Genomic DNA, 19,692 nt, shown 5'->3' with positions numbered 1-19,692 from the left:
GATATTTTTTATAACAAGTTGATTAATAGTTATCCCTTTTTAGTAATAAGGTTTACTCACAAGTTAGTTAAGGTTTATACTTTTTTAGTAACTAGATTTTAGTCACGAGTGATAAGTGCAAAATCTAAAAAATAAAAAAAGAGGAATGATTGTTAAAATCATTCCTTAATTGTTTGTGACTATATCCATTTCATCTGAAGATAGTGTAAAGAATATGTCTCTTGTGGCATTATTTCCAGGTAACTTTCCGCTAATTTCAATTATAGCATGGTCATAACCGGAAAGGTCAGTTGCATGTTTTCCAGTATGATAATCGGATGTGTCTGATTCTGAGTGGCTTAAGGTTAGTATTCCTTTTTTCATTGAAACGTCAAAGTCATTATATCCTCCTTGGTATATGTCCTTTTTATTATAACATTTCATTGTGATGTCTACATCATCCGATTTCAGCAGTTTTTTAATGTCCTTGTTTAGATTGGACATATTGTAGGTGTCACTCTCACCAAACATCTGTGAATATTCTATTTTACTGCTGTTGGATATTTCAAGATCGGTCATGTTCAACACAATATTGAAATCTTCAGCGTTATATGTTGTATAAGCCTCTTCGGCATAGCTTCCGTCCTGATAGAAATAGGCGTAGGTGCTGCTTTCACTGTCCTGTGAAGTGATTGAAATTGATGAATCCACAACAGAAACATTATCAATATCTATTTCAAATGGCCCGTCCTCGTCGGTGTAACTGTCGCCGTCAGTGGAGTCATATGTGTCATTCGCATCAGGAAGAAACATTCCAGCTATCATTAAAAGAACAAAGGTTAAAATACAGCATCCGGCAATAAGGGATATGATTTTCTTGCCCTTGCTCCATGTTTCCCAGTCATCTCTATAATCCTTTAAACTCATTGTAATCACACCATCTACATCTCATATATTCCGTTTATGTCACGTCCGAAATCGCCCTCAGGCGTATAGACGCAAACGTAATACAATCCCTTGTTGACCTCCTTGTCCTTAAGGAAGTCCATTGCATCCGCCTTGGTTTTTCCGTCATAGCATTCGTAGGTGTACTGGTTTTTGGTTATGGTTTCCCTGAACTTGACGTTATTCTTATCTCCGCCAACAGATTCAGTCTGTTTTGCCCCATCAGATGGTTCCAGATTGTTTTTCAACACACCGTTATGCTTCTTGAATGACGCTTCCGCCTGTTTGAATTCATCCGGGGTATAGTCAAATCCTGAAAGTATGGCTTCGTAGTTATCCGCCTCAACCCTGTAATATCCGAATTCCATCACCTTTTCACAAATGAGATTGCCGGTATCTGTAGCCTTGTGGATGAACGGCAATTCCAAAAGTGCGTCTTCAGCGTCTTGAGCTGACTTGAATGTGTACAGGCTGAACGGCGGCTTTTCATCCATCTGAAGTCTTGTGCCCAGCCAATATGCATTGGCCTTTTCCAGACTGTCCTGGCGGGTTCCCACATTGTCCTTTTCCGTGTAGGTGTTTTGTGAGCCCTCATCAGCATAAGCCTCATCAATGCTTTTCACATCATCTTTCTTATCAATAGTGTCTGGTTTCACTTCATTATTGTAAGTGGCTGCGGGTTTTGCTTCCGCATCACTTTTTACTTCCTTATTCTTATCATCAATAATCAGTATTCTCAATATCAATCCTATTGAAAATAAGGGAACTGTTAATCCCAATGCACCAAAGAATGACCCTAATATTGACTGGTTGGCAGTATACATGGCTATGAATATGAAAACAAACCATATGATTGATATTATCTTGAGCTTGGACAGTCGATCCTCGTAAGTTTTATAAAACAACAGCTTTATCACTGGATTCATAAAATTCCTCCTCGTTGAATAAAATAGAATTTAAATGCCTTTACAAGAATGGCCAAGCCCAAACCCATGCACAGGCCGGTGATGAGCCTTAATGTGTTGTTGCTCTCTCGATATTCGAAAGATTGTGTCAATCCGTCAATGCCTGCGGGAATCATAAGGATTGCTGCCAGGATTATCAATTCTTGAGAATAGTTGATGTAGTTAAAAAAAGCGTATATGAAATACAGCATGACAGAAATGTAGATTCCGGTGCAACGGGCACAGACTGGAAACTGATGGCCCCTGACATGAAAGCTTCTTTCCGGTTTTCTGTGACAAATCAGGCTTGAAATATTCATTTTAATCAAAAAATCATCATAATCAGATGATAATCTCCATTCAATGCATATAGTCATTTAAATTAAAAACTAAATAGCACATTAAAGCGATTAGAACAGGTCTTGGCTTAAAGCTATTAGCTAATTATAATTTTCAATATGTAAACATATAAGTCACATAAAGGGATTGCTTTTGAAATGAAATGCTTTTCATGACTTATAATTTGTCGTTTACATAAATTGCACCAAGGTGTTATTATGGGATTGTTTAGCAGAAAAAGCCCTGAAGAGAAAAGAAAAAACAAGTTTGACAAAACAGCAAAAAGAGCAAAAAAATTTATTAAAGCCAACAGCTGTCCGGTCTATGACTTATATTTCATGTCTGCAAGTGAAGAGGAATATGAAATAACCTGCGATTGTTTCAGGCAATGGTTCTCCCAATATGTGGAGGTTACCCTGCCCAAAACAAACATGTGGGGAGCCGAGCAGTTTTGGAACAATTTCACTGCAAACTGCATAAACGGCCTTCTCTCATTCATGGTCTTGAACCAATATGAGGAATGCCTGTCATACTGCAATGCCATTCTTGGATATGAAGGTGTCCTCCTTGAAACAAGAATCGGAAGAGGCAATGCCGGAGGACTAGTGGCTGCTGCAAAAATGGTTGCTGCCGCTGCAGGAATGGGTGGAAATGAAAAGCAGACCAAATTCATTAAGGAAATAAAATTCCTAAAAGCAATAACCTTGCATGAGCTTAAAAAACAACAGGAACTTGGCCAGTTATTGAGAGAATTTGAGGATAGCTACGGTTTGGTATTTGAAAATGATGATGAATACTTCAATGAAAACTTCAAGTATAAGGGCACAGTCTATGTCAGTGACCTTTAAGTAATCTAGGGGAATTCAATCCCCCAACTTTTTTTTACCTGGATTTGTAAATCCCATATATTCCGGATACGAGAACTATCAGTCCTACAAGTCCTGAAAATGCTCCCCATGTTCCGGATCCACTCCAAAGGTGGGACAGGTATAGCATTGCAATTCCAAATATAATTTCACTGATTGCCGTAATGTTCATAATATCACCAATACAATATTGATTTTGGCAGTATATTAGTCGCATAAAGCTAATTGTTTATCTGGCTCTTCTTTGTGAATGATTTGAAAAAATTAATAAGAACTCGCAGTGTTAGACAATGTCTGAAACAAAGGTAAGTAGGTGTGATGGGATTCGAACCCACGAAGCACTAAGCAATAGGCCCTGAACCTATCTCATTTGACCACTCTGACACACACCTATAAAAAAATCAGATATGAATTTTAGTTTGTAGTTCCAGATTTAAATACTTTATATGTTTATGAATTTTCAAGGTAATCTTTCGAATCATGAATATTATGAAGGGAATCATTCAAAACCTTTGATGAATTAGAAATGGGGAGGTAATTTTTTTCATTTTCTTCCTCTCCAAAATATATTTGCATCGTATCGGGTAATGGCGTGCATTGGTTCCATTAATGCCTAAATTAATGGGGGACAAGCCCCCATATAATTACCCATGATAGCCCAATGCGATAAATTAAGTTTGCACTTTCATAAACCTCGAACCGACCGGCAAGGGTCGGTTCTTAAATCTGACAAACTAAATTGTGTTCATTAAGAATGATTCTTTTTTTTTGCTTGGAACTATACCATGCAACATCAAATATGTTAATTAAATGTTACATATGTTAAAGATGATTTACCTACTATATAAATGTTTTGTTTTTAATTTTAAATTTTAAAACAATAATAATTTGATTAAATTATAATTAAAGACTAATATAATTTTAATTTTAAAAAATAAGATATTAAAGTTATTATTATTAAATTATACTAATATATATTTTTTTATACTTGTTTTAAATTAATTTAAATGGATTAATATAAAATAGTAAAGTTTATATACTATGTAATTTAACATTAACATAAGTAATTAGTTTTTAACATAATTGCTTGTCTACTTAAATACTTTTGCAAAATGATAAGTAACTTGTGGCGATACAATGAGAACCATGATTAAATATTTAAGGCAAGAGCTCAAACTGAGCCAAAAAGAACTTGGGGATAAAGTTGGTGTTACCCGTCAAACCATTAATGCGCTGGAAAATGGTAGGTATAACCCGTCTTTATTTTTGGCCTATGAAATAACCCAGGTTTTTAATAAACTGATGTTTAAAGGAGATCGGGAGAAATATTTCATTATGGAAGAAATATTTATCTTTGATGATGATTATTATTAGGTGATAAAATGATTTTAGATATATACAAGGACGCACTTGAATATTCAGCAAAAGACTGGACAAAATTGGTGATATTGGGAGTTGTCTGTTTATTCAGCTTCCTGCTGCTGCCCCTATTCTTACTTACAGGATACAATTATAGAGTTATTAACAATGCGGTACATGGAGTAATCAACGGAAGGGATCCGTTGCCGGAATTCAATGATTTGATAGAAATGTTCATTGACGGTGTAAAAGTCGTGATTGTTCAAATAGCTTATCTGCTTATACCATTCATAATATTCTTGATATTTGCAGTCATTGCCGGAAATTTATCAGGCGCTGCATCATCTGCACTAATGCTTATCGGAGCTCTGATTACATTTGTAATTTTCATAGTTGCAGAGCTGATGATTCAGATGGGAATATGTCACATGGCATACAATGACGGAGCATTTTCAAAGGCATTTGCATTCAGTGAAATAAAAGAGGCAATCGATGAAATCGGATGGTTTGAATGCATTGTAACATACGTTGGGCTAATAATCATAACATTGGTCATTTCATTTGTTGTAACTGCAATCATCGGACTGATATTTACAGCATTCGGAATTTCCGGAGCAGTTTTAGGTGCCGACCCAAGCGGAATATTCGTATTGGGCGTATTGATTAACTCAGCCATAACCATGTTTATTGTCGGACCATACCTGAGCATATTCAATTCAAGGTCCATTGGATTGCTTTACACAATGCAAATCTAGGTGATTTATATGGCAAGCATAACTGACTGCGTCGTTGAAGGGCTGAAATATCCCTTCACTAACATTAAAAAAATTTTAGGAATCGGAGTGCTGTTTGCTTTAGTAAGCGCACTGTCAACAGTCATAGGCATCAAATCATTTGATATTTTCAGAATGTCAATACATCTTGTTGAAAACACCAACAGCACAGTATCACAGATACCGTTTTCGCAGTTGCCTGCAGGAGACATTTACCTTGTGGTTGGTTTATCAGTCATTAGTTTTATTGTCGGATTGTTCATATTAGGATATCAATATGATGTTGTAAAATTCTCAATTGACAGGAAGGCAGATCTTCCGGGATTTAAGGACATTGCGGGCTTATTGGTCAGAGGAATAAAATACCTCATTGTGACCGTGGCATATTATATCATTCCGGTTATTGTATGGACTGCTGGAATAGCATTTGCGGGTGACTCATCAGTATTTATTATTGTAAGTTTAATTGCAGGGTTGCTCGTTATAATTGCATATTTCCTCATGATTATGGCAGTAAACAACATGGTGGCATATGGCAGCATTAAAAAGGCATTTGACTTTAGAGAAATTACGGACAATATTGCAAATCTAGGATGGGGAAAATATATTGGAATAGTCCTGTTCACAGTCATTGTAATGATGATTATTTCTGTTGCTGTAGGCATCATATTGAGCTTTATAACAGTAGCATTTGCAGCAGTCATCAACAATCAGGCAGTAATCATATCCATTGTTATTGCAATAATTGAAGGATTGTTTATAGATTCATACATGACTGTATTTTTCAGCAGGGTTTGCGGATCAATATATAGAGAATCCATAAAATAGATGGAATGTTTTAACGCATTCCACTTTCATTTTTTTAACTAATTTAGGGGAGGTTTTATCTGTGTCAGACTACGTCATCGAAACAAACAATTTGTCAAAAAAATATTCCAAAAATCTGGTTGTGAATTCAGTAAATATGCATGTGGAAAAAGGTAAGATCTATGGGCTTTTGGGTAAAAACGGAGCAGGAAAAACCACAACAATGTGCATGCTTTTAAATTTGACATATCCGAGCAGCGGAGACATATTCCTTTTCGGAAAAAACGCTAGAAGATACTCAAATGTATACTCAAATATAGGATCAATCATTGAAACTCCAGGGTTTTATGAAAATCTCACAGCATATGAGAACTTAAAGGTAATTGCCAAAATAAGGGGCGATTATGACCCATTTCGTATCAATTCTGTTCTTAAGATGGTAAATTTGGATACTGAAAAGTCAAAAGAATTCAGGGATTTTTCATTGGGCATGAAACAGCGTCTGGGAATCGCAGCCGCAATTATGCATAGTCCGGAATTGCTTATTTTGGATGAGCCCATAAATGGTCTGGACCCATTCGGAATAAAGGAAATCAGGCAGCTGCTTAAAAGACTGTCACATGAGTTCGGAATAACAATCCTAATTTCATCCCATATCTTAAGTGAAATAGAAAACATTGCCGATGTCATCGGATTTATGGACGGGGGAGTTTTGATTGAAGAGATTACACGTGAAGAGCTCTCTGAAAGGCTGGACAAGCATGTCGAATTCGAAGTATCAGACGCTGCTATGGCGGTTAAAATTTTTAAAGCACTGGAACTTAAGGAAAATGAGGATTTCACAGTCAGTGAAAATACAATCTACCTGTATACACATTTGAATCTGAGGGATAAATTCAATGAGTTATTTGTTAAGGCAGGCATTGACGTTAGAAAAGTGAATCTGTGTGAAGAGAATCTGGAAGAGTTCTTTACCAGATTTGTATCTAATAATTGAGGTGATTTGATGTTTACTTTTATTGAAATGGAATTTTTAAAACTCAAAAGATCAAAAATATTTCTGTTAAGCTTGCTTGGAGCTGTTCTTCCTCCGCTGCTGATGTTTATTGCGGTCACCTCCTTTGACGAGGGACAGACATTTGAGGCATTATTCACCAACGTGAACATGTACATGTCAGCAATGTTTGCGGTTTTGATTTTTGCAATAATCATTTCCTATCTGTTTGGAAGAGAGTACAATGAGCATACCTTAAAGACAATGCTGACAATTCCGGTATCAAGGGAAAAGTTCCTGGCAAGCAAATATATAATGTTTTTAGTATGGATTGTGATTTTAACAGTTGTCACCAGCATATCAACACTTGCATTTGGTTTTGCGGCAGGTCTTGACGGATTCAGTTTAAAGATATTTGCAGATGGCTTTGCACAGCTATTATATGCCAATGTGCTTTTGTTTTTGTCATTCTCTCCGTTCGTGTTTGTATCACTGTTCATTACAAACATGGTTCCGGCAATGATCGGCGGTGCAGGATTGGCATTGGTGAATCTTATGGTCTATGGTCAAAACTGGGCACCGTTTGTTCCGTGGGTATGTCCGTATCTGATTGCATCCGGTGAGATAGCAGAGTATAGCACAAGCATCACAGTTTCATATGGGGTTATTCTGGCAACTTTTGTAATCGGACTGGTCATTTCATATATCTATTTCACAAAAATGGATGTTTCAATTTAAATTATTTTTCAGACGCTCTGTGATTTGATTTAAATAGAATCATGTTAATATTAAGTAATGGTGATATCATGAATGATTTTGAAAACCAAAAATTCTGCCAGTCCTGTGCAATGCCTTTGGCTGATGATAAACTCTTTGGAACCAATGCAGACGGAACAAAAAACGAAGATTACTGCATATACTGTTTTAAAGATGGTGAATTCACTTCAGACATGTCAATGGATGAGATGATGAATTTCTGCATTGAAAAGATGGTTGAAGTTCATCCTGAAATTGATAAGGCACAGGCCAGCGCAATGATGAATGAAGTGTTTCCTAAATTAAAAAGATGGGCAAATGATTAATTGACGGGCTCATTTTTCTTTTTTTTCTTTTTTGAGGATGTGACACGAAGTCACAATTTTTTCTAATTTTAATTGACTTATTTTCCTTTAATTTTATATACTATGAAGTACAATCTTTTATTATAGATATTAATATTTATGGTTGTTTTATTCATGGTTTTGAAAGATGATAATATTAATCAGACTATGTTGGTCCCTATGGACTTGCGAAATTTGATTCCTGAAGATCATCCGTGCTATTTTATTAAAAATGTGGTTGATTTAGTTGATTGTTCGAAAGCGAACCAGGAATTTCGTGGAAAGCCTGGTGAATTTGCTTATCCGCGCGAATTATTGCTCAGACTCATTTTAATGAGTGTTTTTGATGGGGGATTGTCTTCAAGGGAAATTGAGAGAAAAACACGCACGGATATGTTTAAAATGAATGTTTTGAATGAAAATATACGTTGGAGTTTTGATATATTTTGTTAACAGGTTACGTTTTTTTAGGTAGGTTTAATAACACGATTTAGATAAGTTTTTATTAAGTTATTATTTAGACTTATCCCTTTTTAGTAACAAGGTTTTTCAGAAGAACTTATTTTTTATGCTTTAAAAAAATAGAATGTGGAGCTTAAACTCCACTGACTGTCTTGACATAAGGAATTTTGATTAAATGCACGGAATCATCCATGAGTGGTATTGTTAGTTAAAAAGATACGTTGGAGGATATTTTAGATAAAAATGTTTTACAAACCTTTCCTTATCTTCAGATGCATAACAATAAATGTTTTTAAAGTATTCATTTAAACTCCTTTTTTTAATCAAGAAAATTCTTTAATTGTCTGCGACCCTTACCGGTAATTTCATATATGATTATTGAGCCGTCTACGGTTTTTGATCCCTTTATTATTCTATGATTTAAAAATTGCTCTAAAATTGCATTAACAATGAATTTTGGACAATCAATTTTTTTACAAATCTCTTCATTGCTATGTACTTTTTCATTTAAAAGAGTTGAAACAACATCTTTCATATAAGTTTCAAAATCTTCCTCATAATGCAAGCTATAAAAAATCACTCCTGAAGGAGTTAATTTTAGGGTATATGGGAATCTGGAACCTAAACCATATTGACATTCAAGTTTATAGTCACTTTCAAGGACTTGTATGGATTCAAGAATGTCTTCTTTTGAAAATTCATTGTTTGTCAACTCTATAATCTCATCAGAAGAAAACATATTGTTTTTAGAATGTAATAATTCTCCTAATTTTTGAATAATTAATGAATCCAGTTGTGTAAATCCCTTAATAGGGGTTATTGAAGTATATTTAGGTCTGTCTCCTAATGGTGGTTTTTTAGAAACTCCCCATATGTCTGAGACAATCTTGTCAAATTCAGATTCATAATTATCTATGTTGTGAATCCTACTTTGAACTAAATGATCTAAATAATGTGGTATTTCAAAATTTTCATCCATGAGTATGACTGGTATGAATTTCATGTTATTTTCAATCTTTTTTATAAATGCAGAATCACACTCTTCTTTCACCCATTTTGAATTTATACTATATTTAGAAATAATAGTGATGAATATGTCACAATCAGGCATATCTTCGAATATTTTCATTAAACTGTCGCCTAGTTTAAGTTCCCATTCATCATACCAAACATCTATTCCTTTGTTCATTAATTTCTCTGCAAATTCTTTAACGAAACGTTCTTTATCTCTAGAATCATGACTAATAAAAGCTTTCATAATCCACCTTAATTTTTCAATTTATCGTTTTTTGAATAATTAATTGGGACCTTTAGTTCAACAAGTATTATTGATCATATCTGTAGTTTTCTCTAAGCTTTAAAAGTTCAATTAAATTACGCATTGAATTTTCAGCTTTTTCATTTACAGTATTAGATATTTTGACTGAATTCTCATGATACTTTATAATTTTAGAGAATTGAAATGCAATAATTTCATCTAGTAACTCAATATTGCTCACGTCTTCATTCTTATCATGTAATTTAGATATTATATCGCTCATTATCTTTCCTCCGTTTCATTTATTTTTAAGGAGGATTTTAAAAAGAGAATAAATTTAATCTGAAAAATAGTTTGTGTAGTATAAAACAATGATTATCTTTAAATAGTAAGTAATTAAAGTTTTATATGTAAAACTATTCATGTTATTTTGGTTTTATATTTGTTGTTCATTGTTGTTAAGGTCCCAATCTATCAATAATGAATCAACATTTTTTTCAGATTACTTTTTTTATTAAATTCTTTTTAAACACCTCCATGTATATAATGAGTGTATAATCTTTATAAATGTATCGGTATTATGCAAGTAGTTCGCACAAAAATTAAAGTTTAAACTTTAATATTAAATATAATTACTCGTTAAATTTAAATTATTAAACATTATGATTATAATACTCTATTGTTTCATGTCCATATGCATGAATTTATTTTTTATTAATTTTTTTTTATTCATTATTATAAATGCTTTGTTCAAGGTAATATAAAAGGCTTTAGAGAGCATTTGGTCATTAATATTTTTAGGCGATAAATTGATACAAGTTAATTTACATCCAATACTTTTTCTTGGGAATTATATTGATTGTAGTGATTAATAAAAAATGATAATTGATTCATTGATGCTTTTGGTTGATTTTTCTGTGGAAAACTCTATTTTATCATACATAACTATTGATAATCAATTATTCAATTTTATATATAACTTTTCATGTACTCCATAAGGTCATATTTAAACTCAACATCATCCAATGCAAATTCTATTGAAGTCTTTAACCATTCAAAACGGTTTCCAATATCATAGGTTTTGCCTTCAAATGCGACTCCATAAATTGAATCCAGTTTTTGAAGAGCGTCAGTTAGCTGAATTTCACCGCCAACTCCAGGTTCTGTCTCTTCAATCTTGTCAAAAATATCCGGTGTCAGCACATATCTGCCCATTATTGCAAGGTTGGAAGGTGCCTTGTCCATTGGTGGTTTTTCAACCAGTTCCTTGATCTTGTAGATATCCTTTTCAACTTCACTTCCGCTGATGATTCCATATCTTTCAACTTTTTCCGGTGGAACCTCTTCAAGTGAGATTGCAGATGCATTGTACTTATTGTAAACATCTATTAACTGTTTGGTACATGGGGTGGGACCTTTAGTGATTGAATCACCTAAAAGAACAGCGAAAGCTTCTCCTCCAATATGTCTTTGACCGCATTTGATTGCATCCCCCAATCCGTTTTGCTCCTTTTGTCTGACATAACAGATGTCTGCCAGGTCAGTGATTTTTCTGATTTCCTTAAGGTCACGGTCTTTTCCTGCCTTTTGAAGGTTATATTCAAGTTCATAGTACTTGTCGAAATGGTCTTCAATGGATCTTTTGTGTCTTCCTGTGACTATGATGATGTCCTCGATTCCTGAAGCCACTGCTTCTTCGACAACATACTGTATGGTTGGCTTGTCATAGACTGGTAACATTTCCTTTGGTTGAGCTTTAGTTGCAGGTAAGAATCTGGTTCCTAATCCTGCTGCTGGAATAATTGCTTTCATGTGTTTATATTGTCTTTGGTTATGGATAAATTATGTGATAATGTGGGTTTTGATTTCGGTTATAAAAGTTAAAATAGTTTGTGTCTAAATGTATATTTAATGTATACTTGAATTATTCGGTAGTAATATATGTTAGATGATTTTTTGAATAATTTTTTATTAAGATTTTATTAAGTTATTATTTACACTTATCCATTTTTAGTAACAATGTTTAGATAAGTTTTTATTTAATCATAAATAAATTATCAACATGTGCTTTGCACACATTTTAAAAAACTTGTAGTTTTTTAGAATATCACTTAAAACTTTAAGATGATTTGGAAAATTTATTTTCCTAATCATCACTGTGTTTAACTTATTTTTTTAAGGTTTAATATTCAATTTGAAATTATTTTTAAGCTGAAAAATAATCATTTTTTGGGCATGTTCTAAATTTTATTTAGTTATTATTAAGAGTTATCCCTTTTTTTAACAAGGTTTTCAGAAGAACTTATTTTCTGCTTTAAAAAAATAGAATGTGGAGCTTAAACTCCACTTATTGTCTTGACATAAGGAATCTTGCTTAAAATGTACGGCATCAGCCATGACAGGAATATTGTAAGCACAAACATCACCGGAAACATCAGGTGAGTGTGCGGATTGTAGTCTGACAGGAATTTCACCACCAGAACATGTGAGAAGTACATTCCGTAGCTGCACACGCTCAATGAGATTATTGCCTTGCCTATGAAGTTATTTTTAATTGAATCGAACTTGTGAAGCTTATCCAGATATTCTACAAACAGGAACAGGCCGGATCCCATGAATATTATTGGAATGTTTTGATAAATCAGACTGATCCAGTCGCTGCCGAGATAGTTCAGATAAACAAACACTGACAATGACACTAAAAGTGTGATGAGACCTAAAATGCATACCTTAACGTCGCTCATGTTGAATTTTTTGGTTGAAAGCCAATAACCTAAGATAGGATAGCCTATATATCCTGCAAACATGTTCAAATCAAAGTATTGCCATAATGGATAAGCGTTGAATGTTCTCAGAACCATTGTGATGAACCATATTGCTAAAAAGTACTTGATTCCCTTTTCTCCATATTCCTTGATGAATGCGTTTATGACAGGAATGAACAGGTAAATCCCAATGAGTGTCCAGAAATACCATGTGATTGAAGGCTCACCTATAAACACTTTCCAAAGATATGACGGATAGTAATGATAAAGGTATAATTGGCCTAGAATCAGGATTATCCAAAAGATGAATGGATAAATGATTCTTGCAAAACGTTTTTTAAGGAAATGTCCCAAATCAGGATAGTCACGGTTTAAAAGCAATGCACCACTAATCATTAGAAAAATCGGAACACCAATCCTTCCGATGTCATGGAAAGTCATTTGTGCAATGACTTGTGTTTGGCTTGTTAGTGGGCCAAAAAACATGTCCACATGACAGATTATGACTGCAATGATTGCAAATGCCCTTAATGCATCGTAGTAAAATATTCTCTCTTTTTTAACTGCCATAGTATCACTAATTTCTTCCTAAAATCTCTTTAATGACGTATTTGTCGTCATCATCGAATAATCTTAATAAGTAAACTGTTGCAAAGTAAATTATAATTCCAACAGGCAGTGCCACCCACATGTTTAGGTGTAGGAAGTACAATGCGATTCCCAATATTCCTGATCCTACTATGATTTTTATTAAATCATAATATAATTTCTTGTTAGGTCTGTGTCCTAGTTTATAAATTACATAACTTTGAACAACCACAATTAAAACATCACTTAAAACAGTTGTGATGGCTGCTCCATTGTAAGATAAATAAGGTATCATAAAGAAGTTTAAAACTATATTGAACACTGCTGCAAGTGCATAAATCTTTGTCACTGTTTTTTCTTTATGCACTGCATTTAATAATGTATTTCCTGCACCACTAATGAATAATAAACAAACAGTCCAAATTAAAATAGATAAAACTGATGATGCAGCATCATATTCATGCCCATAAATAAATTGAATTATATCTAAAGAGTAAAACATTGTCGCAATTGCAAGAGGTATCATTATAAGCATCAAGTATTTTATTGATTTTTCATAGCTTATTATAAGCATTTTGTCATCTTTTTTAAAGAATTTGCTCATAACTGGAAAGATTACTGCAGAATATATTCCATAAAATAAGGTTAATACTGAAATTAGTTTATATGTGGCATTATATATCCCAGTTGCATAGTTCCCAACAAATTGTGTTAACATAACCATGTCAATGGAATAATATATTGTGTATAATAATCCTGTTATTGCAAATGGTATTGACACTAATATAATTTCCTTACAATATGATTTATTGAATTCATAATGAGGTTTTGTAATATATTTTCTTAAAACGTAATATTCATAAATTAATGCGATAATATTGGCTAAAATATATGATATTGAAATACCGAATATGCCGAAATCTGCGTAAACAGTTAATATAATAAAAATGAATAAGATTATATTTAGTAGGGTATTTCCAATTCCTTGATATTTGAGTTTTTCAAATCCTTGAAAAGCACTATTTAATATATTAGTGTATGATTTAATAATCGCTTCTATTACAAATAGTAGTGTAATTGTAATTGTAAGTTCATTTGATCCTATTAAAATTAAAATAATTAAGGATATTGTAAAATAAATAACTGAAAGTAATCCTTTTAGGGGTATGGCATTGCCTAAGTATTTTGTTGCAGAACTATTGTCTGTTGCAATGGTTCTTACCATATTAAAACTAATTCCTAATTCGACAATAACGACTAAAACTCCCGAAAATGAAATGGCAAAACCTAAAATTCCATACTCACTAACCCCTAAGTATCTTGCCATTAATATGGTCCATATGAATCCACAAATACTCGCTATTATTTGTGAAATAAATAACCAACTCATATTTTTAAATATTGTTTGTATTTGACTCATAGGCTTAATATCCTAATTATATTTTTTCTGTTAAATATTTAAGTGAAAAATAATATATTAATATTAATAAACTTTTATTAATATATTTTTTTATTATAAGGAGTTCAATCATGTTAGATGATAAAGTTATTTTAATTACTGGAGGGACTGGTTCATTTGGTAAGAAATTCACAAAAAGAGTTTTAGAACAGTTCAATCCTAAAAAAATCATTATTTACTCTAGAGATGAATATAAACAGTATTTGATGCAAAGACAATTCCAAGATTACAAAAAGCAAATGAGATACTTCTTGGGAGATGTTAGGGATAAAGAAAGATTTGCAAGGGCATGTGATGGTGTGGACATCATTGTTCATGCAGCTGCACTTAAACAGGTTCCAGCAGCAGAATACAATCCATTGGAAGCTATTAAAACCAATATTGATGGTGCAAGAAACATTGTTGATGTTGCAATCGACAAAAATGTTGAAAAGGTAGTTGCATTATCAACAGATAAGGCAGTAAACCCTGTTAATTTATATGGTGCCACTAAAATGGTTTCAGATAAATTGTTTATTGCAGCTAATGCCTATGTTGGAGCAAAAAACACTACTTTCTCTGTTGTAAGATATGGTAACGTTAGTGGAAGTAGAGGTTCTGTAATTCCATTTTTCAAGACATTAATTGATGAAGGAGCTACAAAATTACCTATTACAGATATGAGAATGACTCGTTTCTGGATTACTCTTGATGAAGCTGTTGACTTAGTTATAAAAGCTATTGGTGAAGCAAGAGGTGGAGAACTGTTCATCCACAAATGTCCTTCATTTAAAGTGACAGACCTCGCTCGTGCAATGCTTCCTGACTGTGAACTTGAAGACGTTGGAATCAGGCCTGGTGAAAAGCTTCACGAAGTAATGATTACTGAAGAGGATTCAAGATCCGCTTATGAATATGATGATTACTATATAATTTATCCTGAACTTGAATGGTGGGATAATCTCGAAATTGAAGGTGGAAAAAAGGTTGATGACAGGTTCCGCTATGCATCAGACAACAATTCAGAATGGTTAACTGTTGAAGAGATTCGTGAAGCTTTAAAACATATTGATATAGTTTATTAAGGTGATATTATTTCTAAATTTTTACCTTATGGAAAACAAACAATTGATGATGAGGATATTGAGGAAGTCATAAAAACTTTAAAATCTCCATTAATCACTCAAGGGCCTAAAATTGAAGAGTTTGAGAAAGAATTGGCAAAATATTGCGGATCCAAATATGCTGTAGCATTCAATTCAGGAACTTCTGCCTTGCATGGAGCCTATTTTGCATTGGGTCTTAAAAAAGGTGATGAAATGATAACTTCTCCAAACACATTTGTGGCTAGTTCCAATGCAGGATTATATTTGGGAGCTAATGTTCGATTTGGAGATATCGAACTTGAAACTGGAAATATTGACGCTTCTAAAATTGAAACTAGTGAAAATACTAAACTCATAACTCCGGTTCATTATTCTGGAAATCCTGTTGATTTAAAAGAACTCTCTGAAATAGATAATGTTAAAATTATTGAAGATGGGGCTCATGCATTAGGTGCAGTGTATGACGGTAAAAAAATAGGTTCTTTGAAGTATTCTGAAATGGCAATGTTCAGTTTTCATCCGGTAAAACACATCACTACAGGGGAAGGTGGAATAATTGTCACTAATGATGAAGAATATTATGAACGATTACAATTATTCAGATCACATGGAATTACCAAAAATAATCTTGTAAATGAGTCTCATGGTGATTGGTACTATGAAATGCAGGAACTTGGATTCAACTACCGTATAACTGATATTCAATGTGCATTGGGTTTATCACAACTTAAAAAATTAGATTCATTTGTAAAAGCAAGAAGAAGAATTGCTAGTATTTATAATGAAATATTTGAGGATAATCCTTATTTTGATGTAACAATAGAAAAAGAGGGTAGAAAATCCGCTTATCATTTATACCCAATATTGCTTAAAGATAAATTCATAAAATCTAAAAAGGAAATATTTGCTAAACTCAGGGCAAATGGATTGGGTGTGCAGGTGCATTATATTCCTGTTTATAAACAACCTTATTATCAAAAACTAGGATTTAAAATGGATTTATGCCCCGTTTGTGAAGAATTTTATAAAAGAGAGTTAAGTATTCCAATGTATCCTACATTAAGCGATGAAGATATTGAATTTGTAAAAGAAACATTATTTGAGGTATTTGGTGATTTTTAAATGAAAATTGGGGCAGTTATTCAAGCTAGAACCTCTTCATCGAGATTCCCTAAAAAAGTTTTACAATCTCTTCCCTATGGAAGTAATATTTGTGTATTACAACAAGATATTAGGCGTGTTAAAAAATCAGAATTTTTAGATGAGGTTATTATTGCGACCACAGTTAATTCTGAAGATGATGAAATTGTTAGGGTAGCAATTGATGAAAATGTTCCTTATTTTAGAGGAAGTTTAGACAACGTTTTAGAAAGATATTATCATGCTTCAGTTGAGTTTAATTTGGATGTGGTTGTTAGAATAACCAGTGATTGTCCATGTGTTGACTGGACTATTATTGATAAAGTTATTCAAAGTCATATAAATTCTGATGCTGATTATACATCAAATAGTCTAATTGAATCGTTTCCAAGAGGAATCGATTGCGAAGTTATTAATTTTCAAGCATTAGAAAAAGCATATTTAAATGCAACTGAGACCTATGAAAAAGAACATGTAACTCCTTACATTTATAAGTCTCATCCTGATGATTTTAAAATAAATAAATATTTTGAAAGTAAAAATAATTCTGATATCCGCATCACTTTAGATACTCCACAAGATTATGCATTACTATGTGTAATTTATAATAACTTGTATTATGAAAATAATTTTTTCACATTATCGGATATTCTGGATTTATTTGAGCGTAAACCTTGGATTAAATATATTAATGAAGAGGTTATCCAAAAAAAAGTTTGCAATAACTTAGATGAAGAATTAATTGAAGCAATGAATTTGTGCGATATTCAGGATTTAAATAGAGCTAAAAAATTCATAGAAGGGCATTTGGAGAAAAACAATGAATAACTTATTAATTCGTGTGGACAGTACCTATGAAAGTGGAATGGGGCATTTTATGAGGACTTTGGCTCTAGCTCAAAAATGGCAAAAAGTAAGGGACAATATTTATTTTTTAATAAACGATAATGAAAATCTTAAAAAAAGAATAATTTCTGAAAATATGGAGTATATTGTAAATCCTTTTGAATCAGGTTCTAAAGAAGATTCAGAATTTTTACTCGATATTGTCAAGGATAAATGTATTTCATGGGTCATTGTTGATGGCTATGTTTTTAATGAAGATTATCTTGGATTTTTAAGAAAAAATGATATTAATTATTTGATTTTTGATGATGATGGTAAAAAATCTCACTATAATTCAAATATTGTTTTAAATCAGAATTTACACGGGAAATGTGAGTGGTACAGTTCTAAAAAAGAAGATTATACTAAATTGTTAATTGGTACGGATTTCACATTGCTTCGAAATGAATTTTTAGAATTTCAAAACTATACAAAAATAATTAAAAGTAAAGCTAATAACATTTTAGTCACGTTAGGTGGCAGTGATGTTAATAATTACTCGTTAGATATTTTAAAAATTTTGAATTCTCTTAATTTCAGTGATTTTGAGGTCATTGTTTTAATAGGAGCTAATAATATTCATGAAGAAATACTTAATAACTTTATTGGTAATCTCAAATTTAATGTTAAAATACTAAAAAATATATCTAATATGCCGGAAGTTATGCAATGGGCAGATCTTGCATTTTCAAGTGGAGGGACAACAGTTTGGGAATTGGCATTTATGGGTGTGCCAACGATTGTTGGTGCAACATCATATGTAGAGGAAGTTTTATTAACTGGGTTAGATGATAATAATTTATTTAAAACTATTGGTAAATTGGAAGATTTAGATAAAAAAGAACTTATAAATATTTTTGATTATTTAATTAATAATAAAGATGCACGTAAAAAAATGAGTATTGATGGTCAAAAGTTCATTGATGGTTATGGCTCAAAACGTGTAATTGATGAAATGGTGGTTTAATTATGAGTAAAATTTCATTTAAAGATAAAAAAGTATTGGTGACAGGTTCATCTGGTGTTATTGGTCGTGAACTTTTAAGATATTTAATTGAAGAAGAAGCAGATATTATGTCTGTTGATAGATTACCCCTTCCAGAAGGGGATTGGGATGAGGTAACTCATATTCAAAAAGATTTGGCTACAGATGATTTGCAGGAATTAGTTGATTTTAATCCGGAAGTAATTCTTCACTTGGCAGCGGCTTTTGAAAGATCTGAAGAATCTCCCGAATTTTGGGATGTGAATTGGCATGATAACATGTTAGTTAGTCATAACATAACTAATATTGCTAAAAAGATGACTAATTTAAATACATTCGTTTTTGCTTCAAGTTATCTATTATATGATACTCAATTGTACATGTCTGATTCATTGAAGGATGTAAAATTTTTAAAAGAAACAGACATTGTTTATCCACGTAATTTATGTGGTGGAGCTAAATTTTACACTGAAAAGGAATTAGAATTTATTAAAGAGTTATTCTTGCCAGATTTAAGGGTTGTAAACGCAAGGATTTACAGAGTTTATGGTAGAGGCTCTAATTGTATTGTTTCTCGATGGGTTAGAATGTGTCTAAATGGTGAAACTTTGGATTTATATAATGGAGATAATCAATTTGATTATGTTTTTGCAGGAGATGTTGCAAAAGGATTACTGACATTAGCACAGGAAAGTGAAGCTGAAGGTATTGTAAATTTAGCCACTGGAACTCCGAATACTGTTAATAATTTGATTAATAATTTAATTGATGAAGGAATTTTAGATGAATCTAAAGTGAATGATCATGGAACTACTGAGCAATATGAAGCGAGTTGTGCAGATATAACTAAATTAAAGGAAGTTACTGGCTGGCAACCTCCAACAGATTTTAAAACAGGAATTAAAAAAATCATTGCCTATGAAAAGGATGGTAAATTAATTTAATTAGGTCGTGGGTTG

Annotated in this window: 22 protein-coding genes; 13 read left to right on the top strand and 9 right to left on the bottom strand. The window is 32.6% G+C overall.

The genetic code is table 11. The annotated features are described in order from the left end of the window. Nucleotides 1-165 precede the first annotated feature (165 nt). The 3 genes from E7Z78_RS07090 to E7Z78_RS07080 are packed head-to-tail and all read right to left on the bottom strand — an operon-like array spanning nt 166 to nt 2,245. The gene (locus E7Z78_RS07090) at nt 166-906 is read right to left on the bottom strand and encodes a hypothetical protein (RefSeq protein ID WP_303724464.1); all 741 of its coding nucleotides are present in this window, start codon (nt 904-906) and stop codon (nt 166-168) included. Between the two features lie 14 nt (nt 907-920). Then, entirely contained in the window at nt 921-1,850 is a 930-nt protein-coding gene (locus tag E7Z78_RS07085; RefSeq protein ID WP_303724463.1) for a hypothetical protein, read from the bottom strand. Next, on the bottom strand, nt 1,847-2,245 hold the full coding sequence (locus E7Z78_RS07080) for a DUF2085 domain-containing protein (RefSeq protein WP_369693470.1): 399 nt from the start codon (nt 2,243-2,245) through the stop codon (nt 1,847-1,849). The genes E7Z78_RS07085 and E7Z78_RS07080 overlap by 4 nt, the downstream gene beginning before the upstream one ends. A gap of 180 nt (nt 2,246-2,425) precedes the next feature. On the opposite strand from E7Z78_RS07080, the gene E7Z78_RS07075 reads away from it, so the two are divergent. After that, nucleotides 2,426-3,055, top strand: a complete 630-nt coding sequence (locus tag E7Z78_RS07075) for a hypothetical protein (RefSeq protein WP_303724462.1) — start codon at nt 2,426-2,428, stop codon at nt 3,053-3,055. 34 nt (nt 3,056-3,089) lie between these two features. Here E7Z78_RS07075 and E7Z78_RS07070 read toward each other — a convergent pair whose 3' ends face one another. Beyond that, nucleotides 3,090-3,245, bottom strand: coding sequence for a hypothetical protein (locus E7Z78_RS07070; protein WP_303724461.1), 156 nt, complete (start codon nt 3,243-3,245; stop codon nt 3,090-3,092). A 965-nt stretch (nt 3,246-4,210) separates the two neighbouring features. Here E7Z78_RS07070 and E7Z78_RS07065 point away from each other — a divergent pair. The 7 genes from E7Z78_RS07065 (at nt 4,211) to E7Z78_RS07035 (ending at nt 8,559) form a co-directional block, all read left to right on the top strand. After that, the gene (locus E7Z78_RS07065; RefSeq protein ID WP_295001241.1) at nt 4,211-4,447 is read left to right on the top strand and encodes a helix-turn-helix transcriptional regulator; all 237 of its coding nucleotides are present in this window, start codon (nt 4,211-4,213) and stop codon (nt 4,445-4,447) included. A gap of 8 nt (nt 4,448-4,455) precedes the next feature. Next, on the top strand, nt 4,456-5,187 hold the full coding sequence (locus E7Z78_RS07060; RefSeq protein WP_303724460.1) for a DUF4013 domain-containing protein: 732 nt from the start codon (nt 4,456-4,458) through the stop codon (nt 5,185-5,187). 9 nt (nt 5,188-5,196) lie between these two features. After that, complete coding sequence (locus E7Z78_RS07055) at nt 5,197-6,033, top strand: DUF4013 domain-containing protein (RefSeq protein ID WP_303724459.1); 837 nt, start codon at nt 5,197-5,199, stop codon at nt 6,031-6,033. 61 nt (nt 6,034-6,094) lie between these two features. Next, complete coding sequence (locus E7Z78_RS07050; protein WP_303724458.1) at nt 6,095-7,009, top strand: ABC transporter ATP-binding protein; 915 nt, start codon at nt 6,095-6,097, stop codon at nt 7,007-7,009. A 9-nt stretch (nt 7,010-7,018) separates the two neighbouring features. After that, on the top strand, nt 7,019-7,744 hold the full coding sequence (locus E7Z78_RS07045) for an ABC transporter permease (RefSeq protein ID WP_303724457.1): 726 nt from the start codon (nt 7,019-7,021) through the stop codon (nt 7,742-7,744). A gap of 68 nt (nt 7,745-7,812) precedes the next feature. Next, nucleotides 7,813-8,088 (top strand): zinc ribbon domain-containing protein, encoded by a 276-nt coding sequence (locus tag E7Z78_RS07040; protein WP_303724456.1) that lies wholly within the window; start codon nt 7,813-7,815, stop codon nt 8,086-8,088. Between the two features lie 153 nt (nt 8,089-8,241). Beyond that, complete coding sequence (locus E7Z78_RS07035) at nt 8,242-8,559, top strand: hypothetical protein (RefSeq protein WP_303724455.1); 318 nt, start codon at nt 8,242-8,244, stop codon at nt 8,557-8,559. A 328-nt stretch (nt 8,560-8,887) separates the two neighbouring features. Here E7Z78_RS07035 and E7Z78_RS07030 read toward each other — a convergent pair whose 3' ends face one another. From E7Z78_RS07030 to E7Z78_RS07010, 5 genes are all read right to left on the bottom strand, one after another. Further along, nucleotides 8,888-9,826 carry a toll/interleukin-1 receptor domain-containing protein gene (locus E7Z78_RS07030; RefSeq protein WP_303724454.1) on the bottom strand — a complete coding sequence of 313 codons (939 nt, stop codon included), beginning with the start codon at nt 9,824-9,826 and terminating at the stop codon, nt 8,888-8,890. 67 nt (nt 9,827-9,893) lie between these two features. Beyond that, nucleotides 9,894-10,109 (bottom strand): hypothetical protein, encoded by a 216-nt coding sequence (locus tag E7Z78_RS07025; protein WP_303724453.1) that lies wholly within the window; start codon nt 10,107-10,109, stop codon nt 9,894-9,896. A 686-nt stretch (nt 10,110-10,795) separates the two neighbouring features. Continuing rightward, a complete protein-coding gene (galU, locus tag E7Z78_RS07020; RefSeq protein ID WP_303724452.1) occupies nt 10,796-11,638 on the bottom strand; it encodes a UTP--glucose-1-phosphate uridylyltransferase GalU in 843 nt (280 codons plus the stop codon). Between the two features lie 524 nt (nt 11,639-12,162). After that, on the bottom strand, nt 12,163-13,161 hold the full coding sequence (locus E7Z78_RS07015) for an acyltransferase (protein WP_303724451.1): 999 nt from the start codon (nt 13,159-13,161) through the stop codon (nt 12,163-12,165). Nucleotides 13,162-13,168: 7 nt separating this feature from the next. Next, a complete protein-coding gene (locus E7Z78_RS07010) occupies nt 13,169-14,599 on the bottom strand; it encodes a flippase (RefSeq protein WP_303724450.1) in 1,431 nt (476 codons plus the stop codon). A 110-nt stretch (nt 14,600-14,709) separates the two neighbouring features. Between E7Z78_RS07010 and pseB the strand changes: the two genes are divergently transcribed. Genes pseB through E7Z78_RS06985 form a run of 5 tightly spaced genes read left to right on the top strand, consistent with a single transcriptional unit; the run spans nt 14,710 to nt 19,677 of the window. Continuing rightward, a complete protein-coding gene (gene pseB / locus E7Z78_RS07005) occupies nt 14,710-15,702 on the top strand; it encodes a UDP-N-acetylglucosamine 4,6-dehydratase (inverting) (protein WP_303724449.1) in 993 nt (330 codons plus the stop codon). Nucleotides 15,703-15,708: 6 nt separating this feature from the next. Further along, nucleotides 15,709-16,845, top strand: a complete 1,137-nt coding sequence (gene pseC, locus E7Z78_RS07000) for a UDP-4-amino-4,6-dideoxy-N-acetyl-beta-L-altrosamine transaminase (RefSeq protein ID WP_369693472.1) — start codon at nt 15,709-15,711, stop codon at nt 16,843-16,845. Then, nucleotides 16,846-17,691 carry a glycosyltransferase family protein gene (locus E7Z78_RS06995; protein ID WP_303724448.1) on the top strand — a complete coding sequence of 282 codons (846 nt, stop codon included), beginning with the start codon at nt 16,846-16,848 and terminating at the stop codon, nt 17,689-17,691. Beyond that, nucleotides 17,684-18,715 carry a UDP-2,4-diacetamido-2,4,6-trideoxy-beta-L-altropyranose hydrolase gene (pseG, locus tag E7Z78_RS06990; protein ID WP_303724447.1) on the top strand — a complete coding sequence of 344 codons (1,032 nt, stop codon included), beginning with the start codon at nt 17,684-17,686 and terminating at the stop codon, nt 18,713-18,715. The genes E7Z78_RS06995 and pseG overlap by 8 nt, the downstream gene beginning before the upstream one ends. 2 nt (nt 18,716-18,717) lie before the next feature. Then, on the top strand, nt 18,718-19,677 hold the full coding sequence (locus tag E7Z78_RS06985; RefSeq protein WP_303724446.1) for an NAD(P)-dependent oxidoreductase: 960 nt from the start codon (nt 18,718-18,720) through the stop codon (nt 19,675-19,677). Nucleotides 19,678-19,692: the final 15 nt, after the last annotated feature.

Origin of the sequence: Methanobrevibacter thaueri, assembly GCF_015062915.1 — an archaeon.
Taxonomy (GTDB): domain Archaea; phylum Methanobacteriota; class Methanobacteria; order Methanobacteriales; family Methanobacteriaceae; genus Methanocatella; species Methanocatella thaueri_B.
This window is presented reverse-complemented; position numbering and strand designations above follow the sequence as displayed.